Below are 20,620 nucleotides of genomic sequence, written 5' to 3'. Positions count from 1 at the left end.
AACTGGAAGTTCGTCGCGGCCGTGGCGGACCAGCTATCGCTTGACCGCTCTTTATTCTCCCGCATGCTCTCCTATACTTGATGAAAGGGGGGGAAGAATGATGTTCGAAATTACTGGCGCACAAGTCGCCGACCTCAATGACGCCGATCTACGGACACTCGTCGCACGTCTCGCTTTGGCAGAATTGCGGGCGCAGGGTTGCCCCAGTTCGTCGGTGACCGCTGGCGGCAATCAGGATGCGGCCGATGGCGGGCTTGATGTCCGGGTCGAGTGCCCGTCCGCACTGCCGATGCCGGATTTCGTGCCGAGCCAGCACACAGGGTTTCAGGTAAAGAAGCCCGACATGCCGGCGAGTGCAATCCGCAATGAGATGCGTCCTGGCGGCGTACTACGGCCGGTCATCGCCGAACTCGCCACTCGCTCGGGCGCCTACATCATCGTCAGCGCGCAAGGGTCGGTCGCAGACAAGCCGCTGAGTGATCGTCGCTATGCGATCCGGGCGCAGCTCGATGATCTGCCTGAGGCCGGGCAGTTGCATAGCGACTTCTACGATCGCGACCGGCTGGCTACATGGGTCAATCACTATCCCGGGATTGCCGCCTGGGTCCGCATGCGGCTCGGCATCGGTGTGTCGGGCTGGAGCAGCATCGGCGATTGGTGCGGCGTCGGCGTGAGCGAGGAGACGCCCTATCTCTTCAATGACAAGGCTTGCCTAACTGATGAGCGAACGAGCGACCGCGAGCACCTCACCATCGGCGAGGGTCTCGCCCGGCTTCGCGTCTCTCTGACCCAAGCTCGCCAATGTATCCGGTTGATCGGCTTGTCCGGTCTCGGAAAGACTCGTCTCGTGCAGGCACTGTTCGAGGATGGTGTCGGTGAGGCGCCGCTGGACCCGGGGCTTGCCGTTTATACCGACTATTCGGTCGAGACTAACCCGACCGCCCGGGACATGGCGCGCCAGCTAGTTATCGCACGGCAACGTGCGATCCTGATCGTCGATAACTGCAATCCGGCGACACACAGCGAACTTGCCCGCATCTGTTCGGAAGCGGGGAGCCAGGTCAGCCTCCTCACGGTCGAATATGATGTTCGCGACGATGAGCCCGAGCGTACCGAGGTCTTTCGCCTGCAATCAGCACCGCCCGAAATGGTGGAACTGTGGCTGGAAAAGACCTTCCCCAATATGACGCAGGTGGACCGGCGCACGATATCGGAATTCAGCGACGGCAATTTCCGCGTGGCGCGCGCCATCGCCGAAACCCTCGGGAAAGGCGAGACCTTGGGAAAGCTCAAGAGCCGTGACCTCTTCGAGCGGATTTTTCACCAGCGCAACGAGCCCGACCGGGATCTCCTTTCCGCCGCCGAAGACCTTGCGCTGCTCTATTCGATCGATGGCGAAGACACGTCGGAAAGCGGCGAACTTGCGCGGGTTGCTGCTATTCGCGGCGCTTCCGTGGCGACGATGTATGCGGCGCTGAACACGCTTCGTCAGCGCGGGATCGCGCAGCTGCGCGGAAGGTGGCGTGCGATCCTGCCGCACGCGATCGCCAACCCGCTCGCCGGGTTCGCCCTCGAACGCATGCCCCCGGCCGATTTCGACCGCTTCTGCGCGTCGCTCACGGCGCGGATGCAGAAGTCCCTTTCGCGCCGCCTCGGCTATCTGCACGACAGCGCCGAGGCACGGGCCGCGGTCGTGCGCTGGCTCGGTGCCGACGGTCTTCTTGGCGATCTCGCGGCGTTGGGCGAAGACGGCCTCCAGATCATCACGAATATCGCTCCGGTCGCACCGGATGCCGTACTCGCAAGGATCGAGCGAGACGTAACTGGGCCACGCGGCGCCGAGATACTCGATCCGCAGTCGAGCGACCGGTGGCGGTGGATACGGTTGATCAAGCTCCTCGCTTACGATCCACCGCTATTCGACCGCGCGGCGACATTGCTTGCCCGGTTCCTTTCCGCCGAACCGCCCAATCACAACAAGAACTCGGCATCGGAAATGTTCGCCGAGCTGTTTCACCTGCACCTGTCCGGCACCAAGGCTTTGCCGGACCAGCGGCGATCGCTTGTGCGCCGGTTTGCGCAATCTGGTGATCCGGCTTTGATGCGCTGCGCCGGCGTCGCCCTCGATGCGCTGCTGAAGGCGCACTATTTCAGTTCATCCAGCGACTTCGACTTCGGCGCCCGGTCACGCGACTATGGCTGGCACCCGCTGACCAATGGCGACATCTGGGCCTGGTACAACGGCGCGGTCGACTTGGCGGTCGAGCTTTCGCCAATCATCGAGAATACCCGGGACCACCTTGCCCATAGCGTAAGGGAGCTGTGGCATTTCGGCGCCTGTCACGATGCGCTCGAACGGGCAGCGACCCACTTCTCTTCCGAGCGGCCCTGGATCGAGGGGTGGAGCGGCTTCCGCACAGCGCTGCGCTTCGAGGGCGACGCTATGCCTGATGAGGTGCGCGCGCGTCTCACCGCGCTCATCGACCGCCTGAAACCCACCGATCTTCTCCATCAGGCCCGTGCGGTGGTACTGGGGCGCAGCAGTTTCGGCTGGGATGTCGCTGACGGTGATGTCGACGACGGCGATGTCATGAAGCCGTATGAGCGCGCCTCCCAGCTCGCGAAGGAGATCGGAGCCGCGCTCGCGCACGATCCGGAGACGCGCGCTGCCTTCATCGCCGAACTGCTCGTCGAACAACATCCGCAGCGCGCCTACGAGTGCGGCACCGGCCTGTCGGATGGCGCCGCCGATCTTGATTCGATGTGGCGGGAACTGCTGGGCCTCTTTTCTGCCGCCGATGTGGAAAGCCGGAATGCGACGGTGCTGGGCGGGTTCATCTATGGCGCACACGCCAGGGATTCGGCCTTCGCCGACGCCGCGCTGGAGGATGTGATCGAGAATCCCGATCTCGCCGCGAGCTTGCCATATCTTCAGGCGCGTGTTGCTATCGACACTCAGGGCATTGCGCGGCTTCGGCGCGCGATTGAACGTGGCGTCCTGTCGGCGCGGACTTTTCACAGCATCGCCAATGGCAGCGTCGGCGAGTCTCCACCCGACGCGCTTGGCCCGCTGCTCACCGACATCGCCAGTCTCGCCGACGGCGTGGAGATCGCGCTCGATATCCTTCACATGCACTTCTACCGCGATCGGGAGGAGGGCGGACAACACGCTCCATCCTTGATTGCCGTCGGCCGTGAGCTGCTGCTGCGCGCAGACTTCGGGAAGAAGCAGTCGCTTCGCGATTTCGGGCTGCATACCGTCATACGGGTCTGCTGCGCCGGACCTGATGGTGCGGCGACGCTGCGCGAGATCTGCGCGCGGGTCCGAGTCGGGCTGGAGACCGTCTATCTCTCGTCCTACGATATCGGTTATGTCCTGAAGGCGCTCTTCGAAACGCACCCCCTCATCGCTCTCGACGAATTCCTGCTTCCTGAGCTCCGGCCGAGTAATCGGGGACTGTTTGAGGGGGGCTTTGGGTCTGGCACGCCGGTGGAGGATGTCGGCGCCGAGACACTTGTTCAGTGGGCGAATATCGATCCGGATCGGCGCTATCCGCTGCTTGGCAAAAGCATCTCCATGTTCAAGCGGCGGCAGGGTGAAGAGGAGAATGATGTCTCCACGCTTTTCCTGGAAATATTGGGCCACGCGCGAGACAAGCGGGCGTTTCTCGGTGATACGTGGTCGCGGCTGCATCCGCGCAGCTGGTGTGGCTCGCTCGCCGATATTCTGGTTCGGCGTCGCGCAGCTATCTCAACGCTGGGTGACAATGTCGGAGGCGAGGTTCGGCAATGGGTCGCCGACATTCTGCCCGAACTGGACCGCTGGATCGAACATGAGAGCAAGCGCGATCGGGAAGGTGAACAGAGTTTCGAATAGCTGCTGATCCGAGCATCCTCAGCGGGGCTCTGACGCCGATCGCGGCTCTCGCGGAGTCTTAGGCCGGACCCGCCGCCCTTTGCATTTCTGCCGAGGGCTTCGCGCTGGGCGAATGGCAGGTTTTGGCACACCGCTGCCGGACGGCTGCTTAGGGTCGCAACACCCCCAGCTTCTCGAGCTAGGCGAACGCTGGCCCATCCCTCTACCGGAAGTTGGCCATGGTAATTATTCACACACCTCAACCCTTCGAGCCTTGGAACGAAGGAAAACTAGTCGGCCAGAAGGCTCCACTGAAGCTGAAAGGCATTTGGGCTATCCGGATCAGACTTCAGCTCGGCCACAAGATCCGCGACCTCGCTCTGTTCAACCTAGCGATTGATTCGAAGCTACGCGCCTGCGATCTGGTCAAGCCTCGGGCATCTGACGTCTCGCATGGCGGCCAGATAGCATCTCGCGCAATCGTGATGCAACAAAAGATGGGGCGACCTGTCCAGTTCGAGATCACCCAATCGAATCGCGAGGCCGTCCAGGCTTGGATCGCCTATGCCGACCTCAAAGCCTCGGATTTCCTGTTCCGCAGCCGCGTGGCGGAATCATCCCACCTGTCGACGAGGCAGTACGCCCGGATCGTCCATCGCTGGGTGGAAGACGCCGGCCTCGAGATGGGCTCCTACGGCACGCACATGATGCGCAGGACCAAAGCTTCGTTGATCTACCGACGCACGCGAAACCTTCGGGCCGTTCAGCTCTTGCGTGGGCATACGAAGCTGGAGAGTACCGTTCGCAATCTGGGCATAGACGTGGAGGACGCCTTGGAGATCGCCGAGCGGACTGACGTCTGAGCCCGGAAAGCTGATCCTCGTCCTGCAGAATGTCGAGGATCGGCCAGAAGCAGACCTTTACCCTCCCCCTGATAACGAGTGCTAATCCCAACCATCTCCCAGTCCCAGCCTGTCCTGCTCGGGGCCGCCCTGCGACCGCTGCTTGGAGGCGGCTAGAGGACGTGGGTTTTCCCGTGGTGAATCAGGCCGCCGCGGGTTGATTTCTCGCAGATGTTGGACCAAAAACCACCGCGCACCTTCTGCCAGCCATGTTTGGCCATTAGAAAGACAGTTAACCTGTTCTCAAATCGCTCAGCGACTTTCCAATCGCGCGTCCGGACCGTCTTTGCACACAGAACTGCGACCGGTCGGTGACGTCTTGTCCAGGCAGATCCCTTTCCATCAAAGTGCGCGGCGATCCGTTCTATGAACTTGCAGGACTGACCCACGTAAAAGCAGCCGTCTTCCAGCGCTAAGGCGTAGACAATGATAGGCGTTGATCTGATCGTTGAGATGGAAAGCTCTATCATCACGCCCCTGCCCACTGCGGAACATTCACTCCGATGCCCCACTGATCTGAAGCAGCTCCAGTTGATACGGATGCAAGGAGTTTGCGCTACAACTGCAAGTCGTAACGCAGGCGCGCCAAACCCCTTACGAAGTCTTGCTGAAAGCTCTTTTGATTCGAGCCAAGATTGAGTCAAGCTCTTCGACAAGAGCGCTATCATTCTTGAAAAACGCCAGACTAAAAATGATGTACAACACTGGCGCCGCCGCTACCCAATCAAACCATTTCGGTTGCGGATTAGCATGTAAGCTCAAACAAGTAGCGATTAAGACCGCGCAGAACACCAGAACTGCGATGCTCCGCCATACGTAATGTGCGACATCCTTTTTCATGATCCCACCAAAGTTGATCTGTCTGCCTAACGCTTGGTTACGTCGGCCTTCCCTTACCAAGCGGGTGCCGTGCACAGTCACAGCTGCCGTGCTCTACAGTGAGCAGCCCTACCACCGCGCTTGGATCGCCTGATGCTACGGTCATAGTGCCCATTGATCAAGGCTCCAGGTTGCCGACCCTGTCGAGCTCCTCGACCGGTATCACATGATGGCAGTAGCTGCTGACGTAACGCGAGGGTTGCGCCCGCCCGGACTTCCATGTGGACCGGGCCAAGCCCCGCCACGTCCGCTTTCGGCCAGAAGCTGACGCTCGCAGTACTTCAGCCACTCCCAATCACGAAACAGTTTGGACCTGAAGGAATTCTCGTGCCGGCCCCTACTTGAACATCTCCAACAGATCCTTGTCTTCATGCCGCTGCTCCCACGTGGAGAGAAAGCAGAAGCTCACGCCGCTTTGCATGGCAGCCTTTTGGAACCCAGCCAATTCTTCCTTCGTGACCGGATACTCGACCGGATCAAAGTGCAGAAGCCCCCACGACTTGACGAGAGATAACCCAGGCATGAGTTCCGAGAAGATCGCCTTGAGCTGGGGCCGGAGAGTGGAGAAGTCCTTGATCGGCCCCGCACGATTGCCAAGTGCATGACACTGGCGACGGATGGTCCTGTCTCCACCGACCACGCGGGCAATGAAGTGGTCCTGGTGCACTTGAACGTAGATCAGCTGACGGCGAAAGATCCTCATCCCCTTTTCATCTCCACACGCCCAATAGCTGTCCACGTGCCTGCATGCCTTTCCATCAAAGCGCCGGCTGCGCCTTCAGCGCACTTGAATCCCTGCGCACCAGATACAACGCAACCAGGAACGGCCACAGCGAGTTGATGGACGAGAACAGGCGCTGGGTCAGCCCCCTGAAGCCCTCCGGGTCCGCCCCCACCACGTTCAACCAGAGATAGACGATGCCCGCGATGCTCACCATAGCGGTCACGGCGTACGCCCTTCGGTGGGCAGACCACGCGCTCAACTCGATGTGCGACATCGCCGGCGCAATGATGTTGGCGATGCCGATGGTGTAGAAGCCGTGCATCGGATGGCCCATGGGCCAGAGCCCGTTGGTCAACATCGAGACGCCAAAGATCATCCAGCAGAGCGCGCCTACGGCAATCCGGCGGCCGGACTCCCGCCATACCCCGATGGCAAACGCCACGAAGCCCACGCCGGAGCCGATGGCGGCAATCCTGGCGCAGATGCTTGCGGTCGTTGGTGCCTGCAGCAACTCGCTGGCGTGCTGTGCAAGCGGGCTGTAGCCTGGCGCGAACACGGCGGCAACGCTGGTCCAGAACAGGAACCACGGAAGCGGGACCAGACCTGCAGACAGAAGAAGTCGATTGCGGCGTAACACGTGCAGTGATCCTTGTAACGGCCTGCGCCGGGGGATGGAATCCGTTCAAATCCCGCAAAGACTTCCTGCTGCGGGCAGGATCGCCCTGCGATGACTACACTTGTAGTTAAGATGTGTGTGGCGGTCCTTCGGGTCAATAGGCAGGAAGTCACTCACGCCCGGAAGAGAAGCGGACAACAGCCTCGGCCGGCTCGCGCCCCGGCCTGCGCTTCTCTCCGCCGAAGCGGTACAGTTGGCGAGACCCATGCTCAGATTTGCCATGTCCGTAATCGACCCGAATGACATTGCCGGTGCGCAGCACGAAGTGCAACGGCTTGTCGGTCGTTGCATTCTGCGCCTTCAACAGTGCGAGCAACTGATGAAGTCCATGCTGGCCTTTCAGAAGTTGTCGGGTACGCCGGAAACACTCCCAAAGAGCTTGAACAACCGCAGGACTGAGATCGGCGGCAAGACCATGGGCGCTTTGGTGGGTCGCCTGACTACCGAATGCATGCTGAAGGAAGGCGGCGAAGTTCCCGACGTCCCATCAGGTCTCGACCATGATTCAAGCCTTTTTGGCCTGCACATAGGGATCAATCTGCCAGGGGAATCCCATGCGGCCCTGCAAACGGATCTGCGCGCGCTGGTGAACCTCAGGAATACGCTCGTTCACCACTTCTTCGAGCAGTACGACATCCGGACTATCGATGAATGCGTCAGGGCCCAGGATGCGCTCAGGCACGCTTGCACCGAGATCGATCGGCAGTTTGAACAACTGCGCACGCTTGCCGCAGATATGGCGCAGGGCATGACAGCCTTTGCTGAACTGGTGCAGAGCCCAGAGTTCCATGACTTTCTGGTCAACGGCATCGCGCCTGATGGGCAGATCCATTGGCCGATCGCCGGCATTGTCAGTGCGCTGAGACAGGCCTTCCGAGAACGGGCGATCGACGGTTGGGTGAATCTGGACACAGCCGCTCTGTGGATGGCAGAGCATCATCCGGAACAAACCCCCGGGAAGTATGGCTGCGCCCAATGGCTGGACGTCATCCGTGATTCCCGTCAATTCGAGCTGCGCGACTTCGCGCACAACGGCCAACGGGGAGCGTGGTTTCGCGAGCGGCCTGAGTCGACGGGCTGACCAGGCTCTGCTGGCGATAGCCGCCATACGCCGTCGCCTACCAAGTTCTGTCGCATTTGCCGCGCCTTGCGTCTCTGGCCGAAGGATCTGACGACTCCGTTCCAGAAGTGCCGTTCCGCCTGACGCGCCAAGGCTCTTGCCCCTTTCCACGCTATGCGACAATGCCGATAGCGTCTCGGGTTTTGGCGGCATTGGCCCCCACCCCTTGGCAATCCTCCCAACAGCAGGTAATCGTTACCCCGCCACCGTGCATCGGTGGTCGGGCCTCGAAAACCCGTCGTTGGGAAGTAGTTTGCGCTTGCCAGCCGGCATCACCCTGCGTGGTGCCGGCTGGCAATCCGTCTGCCAGCTATGGCGGGCGGGGCGTGGGGGTCTTGTACCCGCCGGTTCCCAACATCCGGTTTTCGAGCCATGCCCCGTCCGCCACCCTTATCGGTGGCGGCTTCTGCCTACATGCACGGAGCCTGACATGACCAAGCCGCACTCCCCTCCCCCGCGCCCCATCCAGCAGCCGCCGTCACCTGGCCCTGCCCTGGACCCCACCAGCCTCATCGCCGTCCTGCACGCCATTGGCGCGGGCGCTGCGGCCGACGGCCAGCCCTGGCCCGAGCGCCACCTGCTGCGCAGCCGGCAGATTTCCCTGTCCGACGCCGATTGCGCACTCACGGGCCAGCGCATCGTGCAGGAGATCCTGCTGGCGGCCGAACGCACGCGCCAGAACGGCGAGCCCGAGCAGTACGTGGGCGACCGGGTGATGGAGGGGCTGGTGATGGCCGATATTGCACTTACTGCTTTCATCCACGAGCGGATGCGGCCCAGGGATTGAAGGCGCGGCGGATCGAGCGCCCAACTGTCAGGCCTCGTCCATCTGTTTGGGCAAGGCATGCCGCGGAACAGCAAGTGCCGACCTGGCCGCCGGCACTTGCGCACTCCACGTCCCGCACGCTCACTAGAGCGGACGCCCGATGCCGTTGCAGACCGCCGGATTGTTCAGGCCAGCCGCATTGCCAGCCAGTGCGAAGCGCGTGCGAATCGCATTTCGCCAACTGTTGGGCAACGGGTAGAAGCCGTGGCTTCGAACGGCAACATCGTTTCGACCCTGCTCAACCCCTCCGACCTGGGCACTTCCATAATGCGTGAGCAGGAATCTGCGCAGGCTGTTGCCGACCATCCGGTTCTGGTAGCACTGGCCGATGATCAGGTTCGTAAGCCCAACGATGGGATAACCCACCGAGGGGTTGCCGAACACAGGCACCCAGTTGGCTGGATCATTGGCGGCCGCTCCGGTTGGCGGCGAGACGGTTTCGATGGTCGCCTGCAGGCTGACTTCGGCAGGCGAGTATCCCTTCACGGTTGCAACCTTGGTCGCATCGCTGAGGTTCGCAACGACATCCGGCCCGGTGTAGCCAATCCGACCGTCTCCAACCAGGACCGCATTGTAGAGCGCAACGTCCCCCGGCCCTGGCGCAGCCAAGAAGTTGGACGGTACCGTGTTGCCAACGAACAGGTTGGCGAACGTGGGCTGCGCCGAGAACGAGGGCACCAGACCCCAGCCACTGGATTTCAGCGTTGTGCCCGAGACGTCGCTCGTTTGGCAGGCGGCGGTGAGGAAACAGGTGAGGATCTCGCTGCTGCCGCTGCTCTCCGCCCGGTAGACGACAGTGATCTGCCCCGTCCGACCTCCCGCCGGCAGTTGATCCCAGCGGGTGATCCTGCCGGAGAACACTCCGCAGAGCTGGGAAACCGTCAGGTCCAGCACGCCACCAGGCTTGTTGAACGGAACGATGATCGGAGCCAGCGCAACGGGGATCTGTATCAGCGGCCCATAGGCGTTGCCGGACCGGTAGGAATTGTAGGTGCTGTTGTACGCCGCCAGCTCGGTACTGGTCAGCACCGCGTCACTGCCTGCGTAATGGACCGTTCCGGTCGTCTGCAGCAGCGCGGGCTCATTGTTGAGGAACGCACGCTTCCCATTGCCGGAGCCCAGCACGACATAGCTGAATTCTGCCGGCAGGATGTTGTCCGTCGCTCCCTTGTACAGAGACGCGGGCATTGAGGCGCCTCCTCCCTTCACCAGGGCCTGCGCAGATGCCGAATCAACAGGGGCGAGTGCGGCGGCCACGATCAAGGCCACCAGAGTCTTTGGCACGTACATGTGCATCTCCTGAGAGGTTTGCTTCGTCAATGAAGGGCAAACGAGGCACCGGCTGATTGCGCGCGATCGCCAGGAGCCTCCTTCCATGGCGTCAGGTAGATCCTGGTCTGAAAGAATGACAGAGGCTTTAATAAACCTGTGGAGGAACCGGATGGCGAGCGACCACTCTCGAAAGCCGGCTGCCGGAATCCTCCTAGCCGCTTCGCCAGCATTCCCCGATAGCTGCCTGCGGAGCGCCTGCCGCACCATCGAGCGTCCCCTCCGCAGGAAACCACATATGAGCCTGGCGCTGGTCCATAGTCGCGCCCGCGCCGGGGTCGATGCCCCGCTGGTGCGGGTGGAAGTGCATCTCTCTGGTGGCCTGCCCGCCACCCAGATTGTCGGCCTGGCAGAAGCCAGCGTGCGCGAATCACGCGAGCGCGTGCGCGCGGCGCTGCTCTGTGCGCGCTTCGATTTTCCACAACGGCGCATCACCTTGAACCTGGCGCCTGCCGATCTGCCCAAGGAGGGTGGCCGCTACGATCTGGCGATTGCGCTGGGCATCCTTGCGGCCAGTGGCCAGGTCGATCCGCAGGCGCTGCTTCAGTACGAGTTCCTGGGCGAGCTTGGCCTGACCGGCGAGCTGCGGCCGGTGGCCGGTGCGCTGCCCGCGGCGATTGCAGCCGCTGAAGCCGGGCGCATCCTGGTGGTACCACCGGGCAATGCCGCCGAGGCTGCGCTGGCCGAGCACGCTGATGTGCGGGTAGCGCGTACGTTGCTGGAATGCTGCGCCGGGTTGGGGAACCCACGCCTGCTGCCGCCAGTAGAGCGTGTGGACACAACGCCGTTGCCACTGCCGGATCTGGCCGACGTGCGCGGGCAGGCGCATGCACGGCGCGCACTGGAAGTGGCCGCAGCCGGTGGGCATCATCTGCTGCTGATCGGCAGCCCGGGCTGCGGCAAGACGCTGCTGGCCTCGCGCCTGCCCAGCCTGCTGCCGGATACCGAGGAAGCCGAGGCTTTGCAGCTGGCGGCGATTGCCTCTGTGAGTGGCGAAGGACTGGACCCGCGCCGCTGGCGGCAGCGTCCGTTCCGGGCGCCGCACCACAGTGCGAGTGCGGCGGCGCTGGTAGGTGGTGGCAACCCACCCTGCCCCGGCGAGATTTCGCTGGCGCATCATGGGGTGCTGTTCCTGGATGAGCTTCCGGAATGGAACCGCAGCGCACTGGAGACGCTGCGTGAGCCGTTGGAATCCGGGCATATCCGTATCGCGCGCGCGGCGCGTAGCGTGCAGTACCCCGCACGCTTCCAACTGGTGGCCGCTTTTGTGAGGAATCTCACCATATAGGCATTTAGGTCGTCAGGGATGACCAATCGAGCCGACCAGTTCTTCACGGCAGACGGCAAAGAGCACCGAGCAGTCGCGACGGATACTTTATGATTGCCACAGCCCCCAAAGGGGTCACTGAGTAATCTTAGCTATTGCCGTGAGCATTCCAGGAACCAAGCCCGTCCGAAAGTACATCATTCCCCTCGCATTTCTGCTTGCCTTCGGAATGCCGCTAGTTTGCGTACTAGTAGCGAGACTGTTCGGTGATCTGTGCTGGCCGCAGAGAATCGGAGCGATTTACATCGGATTGTCAGTTCTTGTGCAGGGATACATTGCGGCTGATCAGTCAAAGGTCTGCCATGAGCTGAGCGACGGGACAACACTTCGCCAACACATCAATCAGACCGGCTTCACAATGGCCCTGTTCGGAACACTCTTCGCTGCGCTCGGGGATCTGCCCGGAAGCTACTACGGTGTTGCCATGTGCCGTGGCTAAACTCACCATCGAAATACACATTGAGGTCGCGCCCTGCTCCTCACTTTGAATGACCGTTGGACGCGAGCTTGGGCTTATCCATACAGTACTTCGTAACGTCGGAGCCCATCACAAGATGCCGACCCACGCGTCACAGCTATCGGCCGCTTTGGACCACTCAGCGTCGTCACAGCAGCTGCCCATCAATCATCGATTTCGCACTAGGTACGAGCACCCCGAAGCACGCCGGCAAAATTATTAGTCAGTTCCGCGGCCGGTGTTGCGCCGTCGAGTAGCCCATGAGGTGAAGGGAACCACTCGACCTCTCCCCCACCGGTGGTACGACGCAGACCCTACCGATCGCCAAAATGCTACCTACTATCAATCAATGGGGATACGCCCACAGCAGGTAGTTCGAGGAATCCTCGGGCACATCTGCTCCGTAGGCCGCGGAAGGAACGACGAGCGCCTCAGCAGGCACCTCTTCAACCCCGACTCCGGTCTTCCTCATGGAGTCCGCCTTAGCTACTGGGTCTACCCCTAGGCAGGACACACAGCGATTCGCGACTTCGCGCTGGGCAACTTTGCCACTGGCATTTCCAGCGTTGGGAATCTGCTCAAAAGCTACCCGCTCGCCTTCGCCAAGGCATGGAGCAAGGACTTCGTTTTGATTGGTACGCCGACATCGGGCCCGCCGACGAAGTTGATCCTCACTTGGACTTTGTGGCCCTCCTGGACAGCTATGGCCAGAGCATGTGCGAGGCAACCGCTACGCTGGCATGCACGATGAAGGAGCATTCATCGCCAAGGAGAGAAACCCCCAAAGCCTGGTGCGCAGATTGCGCCATTGTGACCGCATGCCCCAGCGGCAGGCATTCCCTTGCCAATCTACGGGATGTGTTTGGCGTAGCTACGAATGTCGAGCATCGGTACCGTTCCGAGCTCCTGCAGCCTAGCCATCAGTTCAAGCAAGAACCTTGTGGTTGCCCGCGGCCCAGCCTGCCGTTCGAGCGCGCCTTCATCGTTCATGAAGAACGTACCCGCATCTGCAATACAGCCCATATCCAGCTGTCTATTCCCGGCTTGACCAAGAACATGGTCGGCCAGGGTCTGTCCCAGCGGTGGCACCCACGGGCAGCTCAATGACAGCAACCCGGCGAGAATGCGAGCCGGCTCCTTCGCTGGTTTGGGACCATCGACTGTAGGCACCGGCATGGTGGTTCTGATCAGGCGCCTCACACTCTCTGCCTTGAATTGCGCATAGCCGATAGTCTCCGCGCTCGTTACCTGCTTGGCCTCAAAGACCGCATACACACTCTCCGCAGGAACGTAGTGCACCCCCAAGTAGGTGAACACCAATGGGGAGTATTGGCGATCGTGTATAACCACGTCGATCTGCTGACTGAAGTTCCCCTCGCTATCCACAACGTGGGCCTTGCTGACCACGTACCGCTTGGGCAAGTAGCTGCTTAGCAGATCGATCCAGACCTGTTCACTTGCATCTCCCTTGTCGGTGGGGTGATGCAACGCAAGGCGGGCAGTTCTGAGCGCGGCCTCCACCTGCTCGTGCAAGTGATCCAGAAGGTTGGGAAGTGATGGCTGATTCATTGGACGATGCTGCCCCATGTCTCTTGCGCAAGCGCAACCTGAGCGGCGCGCTCAATCGCAAGTTTGTCTGCAAACGTAAGATCATCAGAGATCGCGTTGTTCGCGTTAGCGGGGTCTGTAACCCGAGCGGCTACGAAACTATTGGCCAAGAAGCGAAGCACCACCAGAACGCGCTCGGCCAAGCTAACGGAGAAATTGAGCTGCAACGCCCGGATCACAACCAACTCAAGGTAGACCGATGGGAAGTCCAACCTGTTTTGATCCCGCCAGAGCTTGATGATCCTTGTCTCAGGCTGCATGCCGGCCGCGCGTACTACGTCAATGTGGGTTTGAACGTTGGTCTTCGTCCAAGTATCTGCCCGGCTGCGATAGAGACTATAGTCTGTGGTGAGCGCCGTTTGTTGTTTCCCAGGCACAAGATCCACATCAATCTGAGCCACCCGAATGCCCAGAGACACATCCTGCTTACGCACAACGTAGCCCGCATCTGTCAGAGCGTTGAAGAGCGTCAGGTAGATCTGCTTAAGACTATCGGGAGTCGAAGGACGCAAGGAAATAAAGAGATCCACATCAGTGCCACTCTTATTGGCTGTCCCCTTCGCGAAGGATCCGCTTGGAGTTACTGACTGCACGTACCGACCGCCCCAGGCATTGATCACCGGGGTCAGCGTTGCCCTCGCTAAGAACGCAGGGGAGAGCAAGGACGTATCGACGGCCTCTCTCGTAAGAATCGCCTTCAGGTACAGGTCTCCAGTCAAGCCCGATCTCCGTATCGTTCCTTGCCATTGTACGACTCATCCCGGCACCAGCAGCTTCATTGGTGTCCGGCTGGGCACTGTTTCGATACCTGCCATACCTGCCATACCTGCCATGCCCGCCATGCCCACCACGCCCGCCATCCATGATGGCTCTGGATCCTTCAAACCGGCGTAGCATGGCGGGAAGCGACCTTAAGGGCAGCTACCATGGGCGAACTCTCTAATGCAGAGGTGGTCAGACTTGCGGAAGCCGCTCGCCAAACCTTCCGCCAGATCGCGATGGCATGGTCCTTGACCGATCAAGAGCAAAGCGCGCTCCTTGGCAGCCGGTTGAGATCGCCTTTGCTGTCGCATATTCAAGCGCATCCGATGCTACCCGGCCAGAGACGCTTGAGCGCGTGAGCTACCTGATTGGCATTCACGCTGCACTGCACAACACTTTTCCGATCAGCGACACGCCGATGGCTGGATACGTCGGCCGAATACCGGACGTCCGTTCAATGGTGCTATCGCGCTGGCACTGATGTGCAGCGGCCAATTAATCGACCTTGCCGCGGTCCGTGAGCACTGGAGACGAACGGAATGGGGCCCCCTCTAAACTGTGCACGCACTATGCCGGCAGCCAGCTACCTTGAGTCGGCTGGTTGCGGTTGCATAGCAATGAGCATGCCGTATTGGTCGCGAGGCAACTCGAACCAGAACAGTCATTGATCAGACAAGGCCGAACGTTGGCAGCAGCTCAACCAAGAAGGTTCTTCGCTTCACAGGTGGCCCCCGCAGAAAGAGCCCACATGAATCATCTGGCTTGACGCAATCACCACCGTCGCTCGCTAGTGCCGGTCCTTAATCTGGCTGCCGCGCACGCTCTGTAGCATCTTCATGACCTGATCAGAGACCTCAGCCGGAGAGAACCCCAAGGCAGCGGCGATGAGGCAGAACTCCAATACGTCCAAGCGCCGGGCCCCAGACTCAACGGAAGAGACTCGCTGCTGAGGCCACCCCAGATGAGCGGCTAGCCGGGTTTGACTGATACCCAACGACTCACGTCGCTCGCGGAGCAGGCCGACCAACCGAAGGTACGCACTTTGGTAGATCGTCTTGGTAGCCATCAGGTCCGCCTGGAGGAGCGGAACGAAATCTATGGCCGAGCCGGGCACTACATGAAAATTGTGTAGACGACTTTCCGGTGGCTTGCTAGCATCAGAGCCGGTTGAACTGCCGGGGATCGAGTGATCTATGGTCGTGACCAACAGACCCTCATCCCTCCGTGGCCAGACCTCGATGCGCTGCTAGTATCGCTTGGGCCGTTCTACGCGTGCGCGTGGTGTGCGCTCGAGCGCTCCACTTCGATTTCCGCACCTGTGGCCGCTGACACAGCAGTTGCGCAGCACTTGCTGCTGTTCCTTCAGACAGCGGGGGTCCTAGCTGAGACGAGCTCGTCAAATGGCTCTACAAGGCGATCTCTTTACGACCCTATTAGCTGGAGCTATCGGGAGAGCAGTCAGCTGCCTGACGACCTGAGTAGTTCACTAACCCATGCACTTAGAGCATGGCGCCCCTCGCTTGGAGCACAGGACCGACAGTGGCTCTGGCGTCAGCTTTCCGACCGCGAAGCTGCTGCCTATCTCGTGTCATTGCTACGCAAGCATCGGATCCGTACTCAACACGCCGAGGAGATCCTATGTGTACAGGAAAGAGAATGGCGTGAGCTGAGTTTGGGACGCAAGCGATACGTGCTTTGGTCGTCAGTCCGGGGAGCTGCGAGTGAGTTCTTAAGCACCGGCGGCGACGAATCCGCAGCATTGACCGTGCTGAGCCGCGAGATACGCGGTCGAGCAGATTGGCTATCTCGCAAGCAAGCATCAGGAACGCTAAGCAAGTCTGACTACTGCTTTCTGCCGGACCCTGCATGGCGGCGACCGCTGATGGTCGATGTCGCGTTGGAGTGCCTACTGCCTATTGGCGACGACTACTGGCTCGCCCCTCCTATTCTGGCTCGGCAGCAAGAGGGGCCAGGACTCAGATCGCGTCTCTTACGACGCACTCAAACGTAGATAGGCTCCTATCGCATGCGCCCCAGTATCCTCGCCCTCGATCTCGAGGGAACCCTGATCTCCAATGCGGTCAGCCAAATTCCTCGACCAGGACTTCGGGATTTCCTAGATTATGCTAGAACCACCTTTGATGAGGTTGTGCTTTTCACAACGGTATCTCGGCATATGTCGCTAAGAATCGCCTTACTTCTGGCTGAGGAAGGCCATGTGCCTGGCTGGTTCACAGGGGTCCGCTACGTCGAATGGACTGGGCCTACCAAGGACCTTCGATTCGTGTCTCCACTACTTGGCCAAGCTCTGCTGCTTGACGACCACCGCCCCTACATCCACCGGGGTCAACACAAGTTCTGGGTTGAGGCCCCGCTATTCGCATCACCGTACCTTGCTGATGACAGTGGGTTGCAGGCCGCCCAGCGACGCATCGGGGAGAGAGTGTCGCTGCTTTCTAGCTCGCCTGACTAAGCATCAATCGAAGCCATCGCGCCAGAGCCGCAGACGAAGCCACGTCTAGGTTCTCTGCATGACAGAGCGCGCCATTCAATCGCCGGAGTCAGCGTGACTAGAACCAGTCTTTCCCACCCCCTTCAGATTGCGACTCTCCCGGTTGGCCATTGCGGTGGGGCCATCGGGGTGACGTTCGCGCCTGGCAAGCATCAAGTCACAGCTATGACCGGATCGTGGTCGCGAGACTTGGATATGGACCTTCAAGCTATAAGTTCATGGGGCGCAAGTCATCTCATCAGTCTAATTGAGCCTTGGGAGTTCGAGGATCTTCAGATCGCCGCTCTGCCAGAGCGTGCAGCAGACCATGGTCTACGGTGGTACGGACTGCCGATCGTGGATGGCGCCGCGCCCGATTACGGGTTCCTCCAGCGATGGAAGGAGTTGGAGACGTCCATCTGCAACGCGCTACTTAACGGCAAACGGGTTGTCGTCCATTGCAAGGGCGGACTTGGCAGAGCAGGCACTGTCGCCTGCATGCTTCTCCTCAGCACCAAGACTTCCCTGAGCAGCGAGGATGCGATCAGGCGCGTGAGAATGGTACGCCTTGGTGCCGTTGAGACATTGGAGCAAGAGGAGTTCCTGCACAACTGGGCATCTGCCTCACATCACCTCTAGGGAAGCACTGATCAGCTTCCTGTCCTTCTGATAAGACCAACCCCAACGTGTCGCTGCTGAGGATCGTCGCGTTAGGAGAGGGCGCGGCAGCAGCCGGCGCAAGTCAGTATCGGGCGACTGACCAATGCCCGGCTTCGGTCAGAAGACGATAGCCCCCTCCCCCGATAGATCTTTCTTATCCACGACTAGCCTTGAGCCTACTGGTCCCGCGGAGAAGAGAAATAAGGGGCGGGCGGATTCTGGCGTTAGCCGGATTGCCGCCAACGACCTAGATCTCTCCAAGATCCTTGAGCACGGCCTGTCCCTTCTGCAAGAACCCAGCCAGCAACCGGCCTCCCGCCACTCGCCGGCCAAGTTGCTCATTGAGGTAGCTGGCCTGCAGGCGTGCGTGGGCCAGCAGATCCTTCTGGGCCATGCTAGGAATCACGGCCCGGAGCGGTTCGCCTGGTGAGGCCAGCTGCCCCCGGATCGGCTGGACCACGCAAGGGTGCTGGCTGCCGCTCTTGGCATATGCCGTGGCCATCATCCGGTCGCTCTTCGACGACCAGCCACCAAACACCAACTCGGTCCCGAGCTGCTCGATCGGTAATCCTGCCTCGGCTGCCGCCTTCTCGTAGTTCGGCCACAGCTGGTCCACCACCAACCCCAGCTCGGCAGATAACTGTTCCATTGTGAAATCTGCGCGGTAGCTAGCCTGCAGCGCCAGCTCATAAATGCGAAGGAAGAACTGCGTAGAACCTCGCGTAGCAAACATCAGGTTGTGCTGAGGGATCAGCAGCAGCTTTGCCCCGGCGGAATGTGCCCCTGTGAGAGCATCCTCTGCCAAGGTATCCACGGCGACGACAAGGTGATCACGAGTGAGCAGAAGGTTGAGGATGCTCATGGCGGACTCGTCCAGATGTTCGCAAACTATCGCCTTCCCACCCCTTGCCTGTCCAGACTGCCATGACCTCCGAGATCACAGAAATCCTTGAGCGCCTCCACGCTTGCGAGGCCGCACTTGAGATGCACCGCGGCTACCTCAAAGCAATGGAGTATGGGTTGCGGGTTTCGTTTCTAACACACCAAGACCCGGTGATTCTGCTCGACACGTGGACCAGACTGCTCCCCTCGATCGCCCATAGCCACGAGAGGGAGGGCAGCCAGCAATTCGCCGCCGCATTCCAGCAGTCCCTGACAGTTCTCACTGAGCAGATCGGCACCGAGTGCAAGAGACCCTAAGCAGCCAAGGCGTACGGCTCAACGAGGCGGGCAATGTCCGATCTCGGCCAGAAACGGACGTCCCAGCACACGGTGCCTGCACTGCGACTTCTGCATCAATGTGGCCCGACACTTACAGCCGGGCCACATTGCCCACCGCTTACTTCTTCTTAGCGCCCGAAGCCGCCTCGGCGTCGCAACGCTCCTTCAATGCCTTGGTCTGAGAGTCATTCAGATCAACCTTGTACTTCGATCGATCAGCCAGCTGCTCGCACGTCTTTGGCTTAGCTTGTGGCGCGGCGGCCGGCACCGGATCGGCATGCAAGGCAGGATCGTGGGCAGATGCGCCTGAGGACCATGTCAGGCCGGCAACGAGGCATACAGCGAACGTATAACGCAGTTTCATGGATTGACTCCTGGGTTGGTTCCGGCGGAATGCCGGGGGTGTTACGGCTGATACAGGTCGGCCTGATAGCCATTCAGTTCGATTGTGATGATCACCGGCGAGGTACCTCGGTTCTGCCAATACCAGCCATGTGTTCCATCGAAGGGAGCGATGAAAGTCCCCTCTGCTTTCGATTGGGCGCCCTCTACGGCGTAGCTGGTCCAGGCTCCCTTCACGTCAGGTCTCTCGCCATGCATGTCCACGGCAACCGGAGCGCTGGATGTCCAGCGGAACAGCATTCCTGCACCCGTGGTCATGTGGGACTTCAGCTCCATGCCTTTGCCTGGCTCGATTTCGATGGTCATGGTGTCCTGACGCAGCGCGCCAGAACCAAAACCTACAGCCGCTGGATCAAGGGATTGCCCCTTGTTCTCTCCGAAGGCGACCTTGGCCTTCTCGGACAAGGCCGCAATGGCTTCCGGGCGCCCATTTGAGGTTTGAGGAACGGCTTCAGATGCGGAGGAATCGCCGCTCGCGGCCAGCGCATCCAAACCGAGGGCACGACCCACGCCAGTCGGGTCAATGCCGTACTCGGCGGGCAGTACGGTAGTGATCAGAATCACACCAGCGACCGCCACGGCGAGCGCGGTCGATTTGAGCAGTCGGCGAGTGCTGGGAAGTTGCTGATTGATGGAAATGGACATTGAAAGCCTCGATCAAAGGTCAGGAAACGAAGTAGCCCGTCAGTTGCATGCCCATCAGCACGAAGCCGGCACACATCAGGACGGTATTGATGCTGTAGGCCTGCCGATGGAAGGACGGCAGGCGACGCCAGAAGCCCATCAGAATCAGGATGCCGGCCAAGGCCAGCAGCTGGCCCAGCTCCACGCCGACGTTGAACGCCAGCATGTTGGGCACCAGCCCGTCAGCGGACAGGGTGAAATCCTGCAACTTCGTTGCCAATCCGAAGCCATGGAAGAAGCCGAAGATCAGCACGGCTGCTTTGGTGTTGGGCTGCACGCCGAACCAGCGCTTGAACGCCCCCATGTTGTCCAGTGCCTTGTAGACCACTGACAGTCCGATGATGGCGTCCACCACGTAGGCATTCACGTGGAAGCCACCCAACACGCCCAGCAGCAGCGTCGTGCTGTGACCAATGGCGAACAAGGTCACGTAGATGCTGACATCACGCATCCGGTACAGGAAGAAGATCACCCCGAACAGAAACAGCAGGTGGTCGTACCCTGTGACCATGTGCTTGGCACCCAGGTAGGTAAATGCAATCAGCTGGGTGCCCGTGCTGTCCTCCAGGAAGGCTTGGTCACCCTCACTGACACCGTGGGCGAACGCAGCCCAGGGAATCAACAGCGCGGCCAGCAGGAGGAGCCACGACAACGGTCTGTTCAACGGAATCAAGCGTAGGTTCCTCAACGTTGGAA

Annotated in this window: 17 protein-coding genes and 1 pseudogene; 7 read left to right on the top strand and 11 right to left on the bottom strand. The window is 60.5% G+C overall.

Annotated elements, in window-relative coordinates:
• The first annotated feature begins 97 nt into the window (after nt 1-97).
• Together N7590_RS05745 and N7590_RS05740 are read left to right on the top strand one after the other, a co-directional pair.
• Entirely contained in the window at nt 98-3,877 is a 3,780-nt protein-coding gene (locus N7590_RS05745; protein WP_279935231.1) for a hypothetical protein, read from the top strand.
• Nucleotides 3,878-4,095: 218 nt separating this feature from the next.
• Nucleotides 4,096-4,719 (top strand): tyrosine-type recombinase/integrase, encoded by a 624-nt coding sequence (locus tag N7590_RS05740; protein WP_164241597.1) that lies wholly within the window; start codon nt 4,096-4,098, stop codon nt 4,717-4,719.
• Nucleotides 4,720-5,974: 1,255 nt separating this feature from the next.
• Here N7590_RS05740 and N7590_RS05735 read toward each other — a convergent pair.
• The 3 genes from N7590_RS05735 to N7590_RS05725 all read right to left on the bottom strand — a co-directional run bounded on the left by N7590_RS05735 (nt 5,975) and on the right by N7590_RS05725 (nt 7,353).
• On the bottom strand, nt 5,975-6,376 hold the full coding sequence (locus N7590_RS05735; protein WP_279935229.1) for a hypothetical protein: 402 nt from the start codon (nt 6,374-6,376) through the stop codon (nt 5,975-5,977).
• Between the two features lie 19 nt (nt 6,377-6,395).
• A complete protein-coding gene (locus tag N7590_RS05730; protein ID WP_164241599.1) occupies nt 6,396-6,998 on the bottom strand; it encodes a DUF998 domain-containing protein in 603 nt (200 codons plus the stop codon).
• 148 nt (nt 6,999-7,146) lie between these two features.
• Nucleotides 7,147-7,353 carry a hypothetical protein gene (locus tag N7590_RS05725; protein WP_164241593.1) on the bottom strand — a complete coding sequence of 69 codons (207 nt, stop codon included), beginning with the start codon at nt 7,351-7,353 and terminating at the stop codon, nt 7,147-7,149.
• Nucleotides 7,354-7,356: 3 nt separating this feature from the next.
• Between N7590_RS05725 and N7590_RS05720 the strand changes: the two genes are divergently transcribed.
• Together N7590_RS05720 and N7590_RS05715 are read left to right on the top strand one after the other, a co-directional pair.
• On the top strand, nt 7,357-8,118 hold the full coding sequence (locus tag N7590_RS05720; protein ID WP_239544296.1) for an OST-HTH/LOTUS domain-containing protein: 762 nt from the start codon (nt 7,357-7,359) through the stop codon (nt 8,116-8,118).
• A gap of 469 nt (nt 8,119-8,587) precedes the next feature.
• Nucleotides 8,588-8,944 carry a hypothetical protein gene (locus tag N7590_RS05715; protein WP_006474723.1) on the top strand — a complete coding sequence of 119 codons (357 nt, stop codon included), beginning with the start codon at nt 8,588-8,590 and terminating at the stop codon, nt 8,942-8,944.
• Nucleotides 8,945-9,067: 123 nt separating this feature from the next.
• Here N7590_RS05715 and N7590_RS05710 read toward each other — a convergent pair whose 3' ends face one another.
• Entirely contained in the window at nt 9,068-10,279 is a 1,212-nt protein-coding gene (locus N7590_RS05710; RefSeq protein ID WP_164241601.1) for a substrate-binding domain-containing protein, read from the bottom strand.
• A gap of 271 nt (nt 10,280-10,550) precedes the next feature.
• Between N7590_RS05710 and N7590_RS05705 the strand changes: the two are divergent.
• Nucleotides 10,551-11,576 (top strand): annotated as a pseudogene (locus N7590_RS05705) (YifB family Mg chelatase-like AAA ATPase); the annotation flags it as partial.
• A gap of 1,369 nt (nt 11,577-12,945) precedes the next feature.
• Here the strand turns inward: N7590_RS05705 and N7590_RS05700 are convergent.
• The 3 genes from N7590_RS05700 to N7590_RS05690 form a co-directional block, all read right to left on the bottom strand.
• Entirely contained in the window at nt 12,946-13,665 is a 720-nt protein-coding gene (locus N7590_RS05700; RefSeq protein WP_046984188.1) for a DUF6602 domain-containing protein, read from the bottom strand.
• Nucleotides 13,662-14,423, bottom strand: a complete 762-nt coding sequence (locus tag N7590_RS05695; protein WP_046984187.1) for a nucleotidyltransferase domain-containing protein — start codon at nt 14,421-14,423, stop codon at nt 13,662-13,664. The genes N7590_RS05700 and N7590_RS05695 overlap by 4 nt, the downstream gene beginning before the upstream one ends.
• Before the next feature lie 830 nt (nt 14,424-15,253).
• Nucleotides 15,254-15,532, bottom strand: coding sequence for a helix-turn-helix transcriptional regulator (locus N7590_RS05690; RefSeq protein ID WP_046984211.1), 279 nt, complete (start codon nt 15,530-15,532; stop codon nt 15,254-15,256).
• Between the two features lie 1,500 nt (nt 15,533-17,032).
• On the opposite strand from N7590_RS05690, the gene N7590_RS05680 reads away from it, so the two are divergent.
• A complete protein-coding gene (locus N7590_RS05680) occupies nt 17,033-17,596 on the top strand; it encodes a cyclin-dependent kinase inhibitor 3 family protein (RefSeq protein WP_049441974.1) in 564 nt (187 codons plus the stop codon).
• Nucleotides 17,597-17,864: 268 nt separating this feature from the next.
• On the opposite strand, the gene N7590_RS05675 is transcribed toward N7590_RS05680, so the two are convergent.
• Complete coding sequence (locus tag N7590_RS05675; RefSeq protein WP_046984185.1) at nt 17,865-18,479, bottom strand: hypothetical protein; 615 nt, start codon at nt 18,477-18,479, stop codon at nt 17,865-17,867.
• Between the two features lie 62 nt (nt 18,480-18,541).
• Here N7590_RS05675 and N7590_RS05670 point away from each other — a divergent pair, with 62 nt between their 5' ends.
• Nucleotides 18,542-18,817, top strand: a complete 276-nt coding sequence (locus N7590_RS05670; protein ID WP_046984184.1) for a hypothetical protein — start codon at nt 18,542-18,544, stop codon at nt 18,815-18,817.
• A gap of 139 nt (nt 18,818-18,956) precedes the next feature.
• On the opposite strand, the gene N7590_RS05665 is transcribed toward N7590_RS05670, so the two are convergent.
• From N7590_RS05665 to N7590_RS05655, 3 genes are read right to left on the bottom strand one after another with little or no spacing between them, the layout of a single operon-like run.
• Complete coding sequence (locus tag N7590_RS05665; RefSeq protein WP_046984183.1) at nt 18,957-19,202, bottom strand: hypothetical protein; 246 nt, start codon at nt 19,200-19,202, stop codon at nt 18,957-18,959.
• A 41-nt stretch (nt 19,203-19,243) separates the two neighbouring features.
• Nucleotides 19,244-19,885: a hypothetical protein gene (locus N7590_RS05660; protein ID WP_046984182.1), complete on the bottom strand. Its 642-nt coding sequence runs from the start codon at nt 19,883-19,885 to the stop codon at nt 19,244-19,246.
• Between the two features lie 19 nt (nt 19,886-19,904).
• Nucleotides 19,905-20,576, bottom strand: a complete 672-nt coding sequence (locus N7590_RS05655) for a HupE/UreJ family protein (protein WP_197593495.1) — start codon at nt 20,574-20,576, stop codon at nt 19,905-19,907.
• Between the last annotated feature and the right edge of the window lie 44 nt (nt 20,577-20,620).

The sequence above is a fragment of the Stenotrophomonas sp. GD04024 genome, from assembly GCF_029837545.1.
Classification (GTDB): Bacteria; Pseudomonadota; Gammaproteobacteria; order Xanthomonadales; family Xanthomonadaceae; genus Stenotrophomonas; species Stenotrophomonas forensis.
Note: the sequence above shows the minus strand (reverse complement) of the source record. Positions and strands in the feature narration are given on the sequence as shown.

Coding starts and splice junctions, on each gene's coding strand:
- N7590_RS05745 (WP_279935231.1), top strand. CDS start 98: ATGATGTTCGAAATTACTGGCGCACAAGTCGCCGACCTCAATGACGCC.
- N7590_RS05740 (WP_164241597.1), top strand. CDS start 4,096: ATGGTAATTATTCACACACCTCAACCCTTCGAGCCTTGGAACGAAGGA.
- N7590_RS05720 (WP_239544296.1), top strand. CDS start 7,357: ATGAAGTCCATGCTGGCCTTTCAGAAGTTGTCGGGTACGCCGGAAACA.
- N7590_RS05715 (WP_006474723.1), top strand. CDS start 8,588: ATGACCAAGCCGCACTCCCCTCCCCCGCGCCCCATCCAGCAGCCGCCG.
- N7590_RS05710 (WP_164241601.1), bottom strand. CDS start 10,279: ATGCACATGTACGTGCCAAAGACTCTGGTGGCCTTGATCGTGGCCGCC.
- N7590_RS05700 (WP_046984188.1), bottom strand. CDS start 13,665: ATGAATCAGCCATCACTTCCCAACCTTCTGGATCACTTGCACGAGCAG.
- N7590_RS05690 (WP_046984211.1), bottom strand. CDS start 15,532: ATGGCTACCAAGACGATCTACCAAAGTGCGTACCTTCGGTTGGTCGGC.
- N7590_RS05675 (WP_046984185.1), bottom strand. CDS start 18,479: ATGAGCATCCTCAACCTTCTGCTCACTCGTGATCACCTTGTCGTCGCC.
- N7590_RS05670 (WP_046984184.1), top strand. CDS start 18,542: ATGACCTCCGAGATCACAGAAATCCTTGAGCGCCTCCACGCTTGCGAG.
- N7590_RS05665 (WP_046984183.1), bottom strand. CDS start 19,202: ATGAAACTGCGTTATACGTTCGCTGTATGCCTCGTTGCCGGCCTGACA.
- N7590_RS05660 (WP_046984182.1), bottom strand. CDS start 19,885: ATGTCCATTTCCATCAATCAGCAACTTCCCAGCACTCGCCGACTGCTC.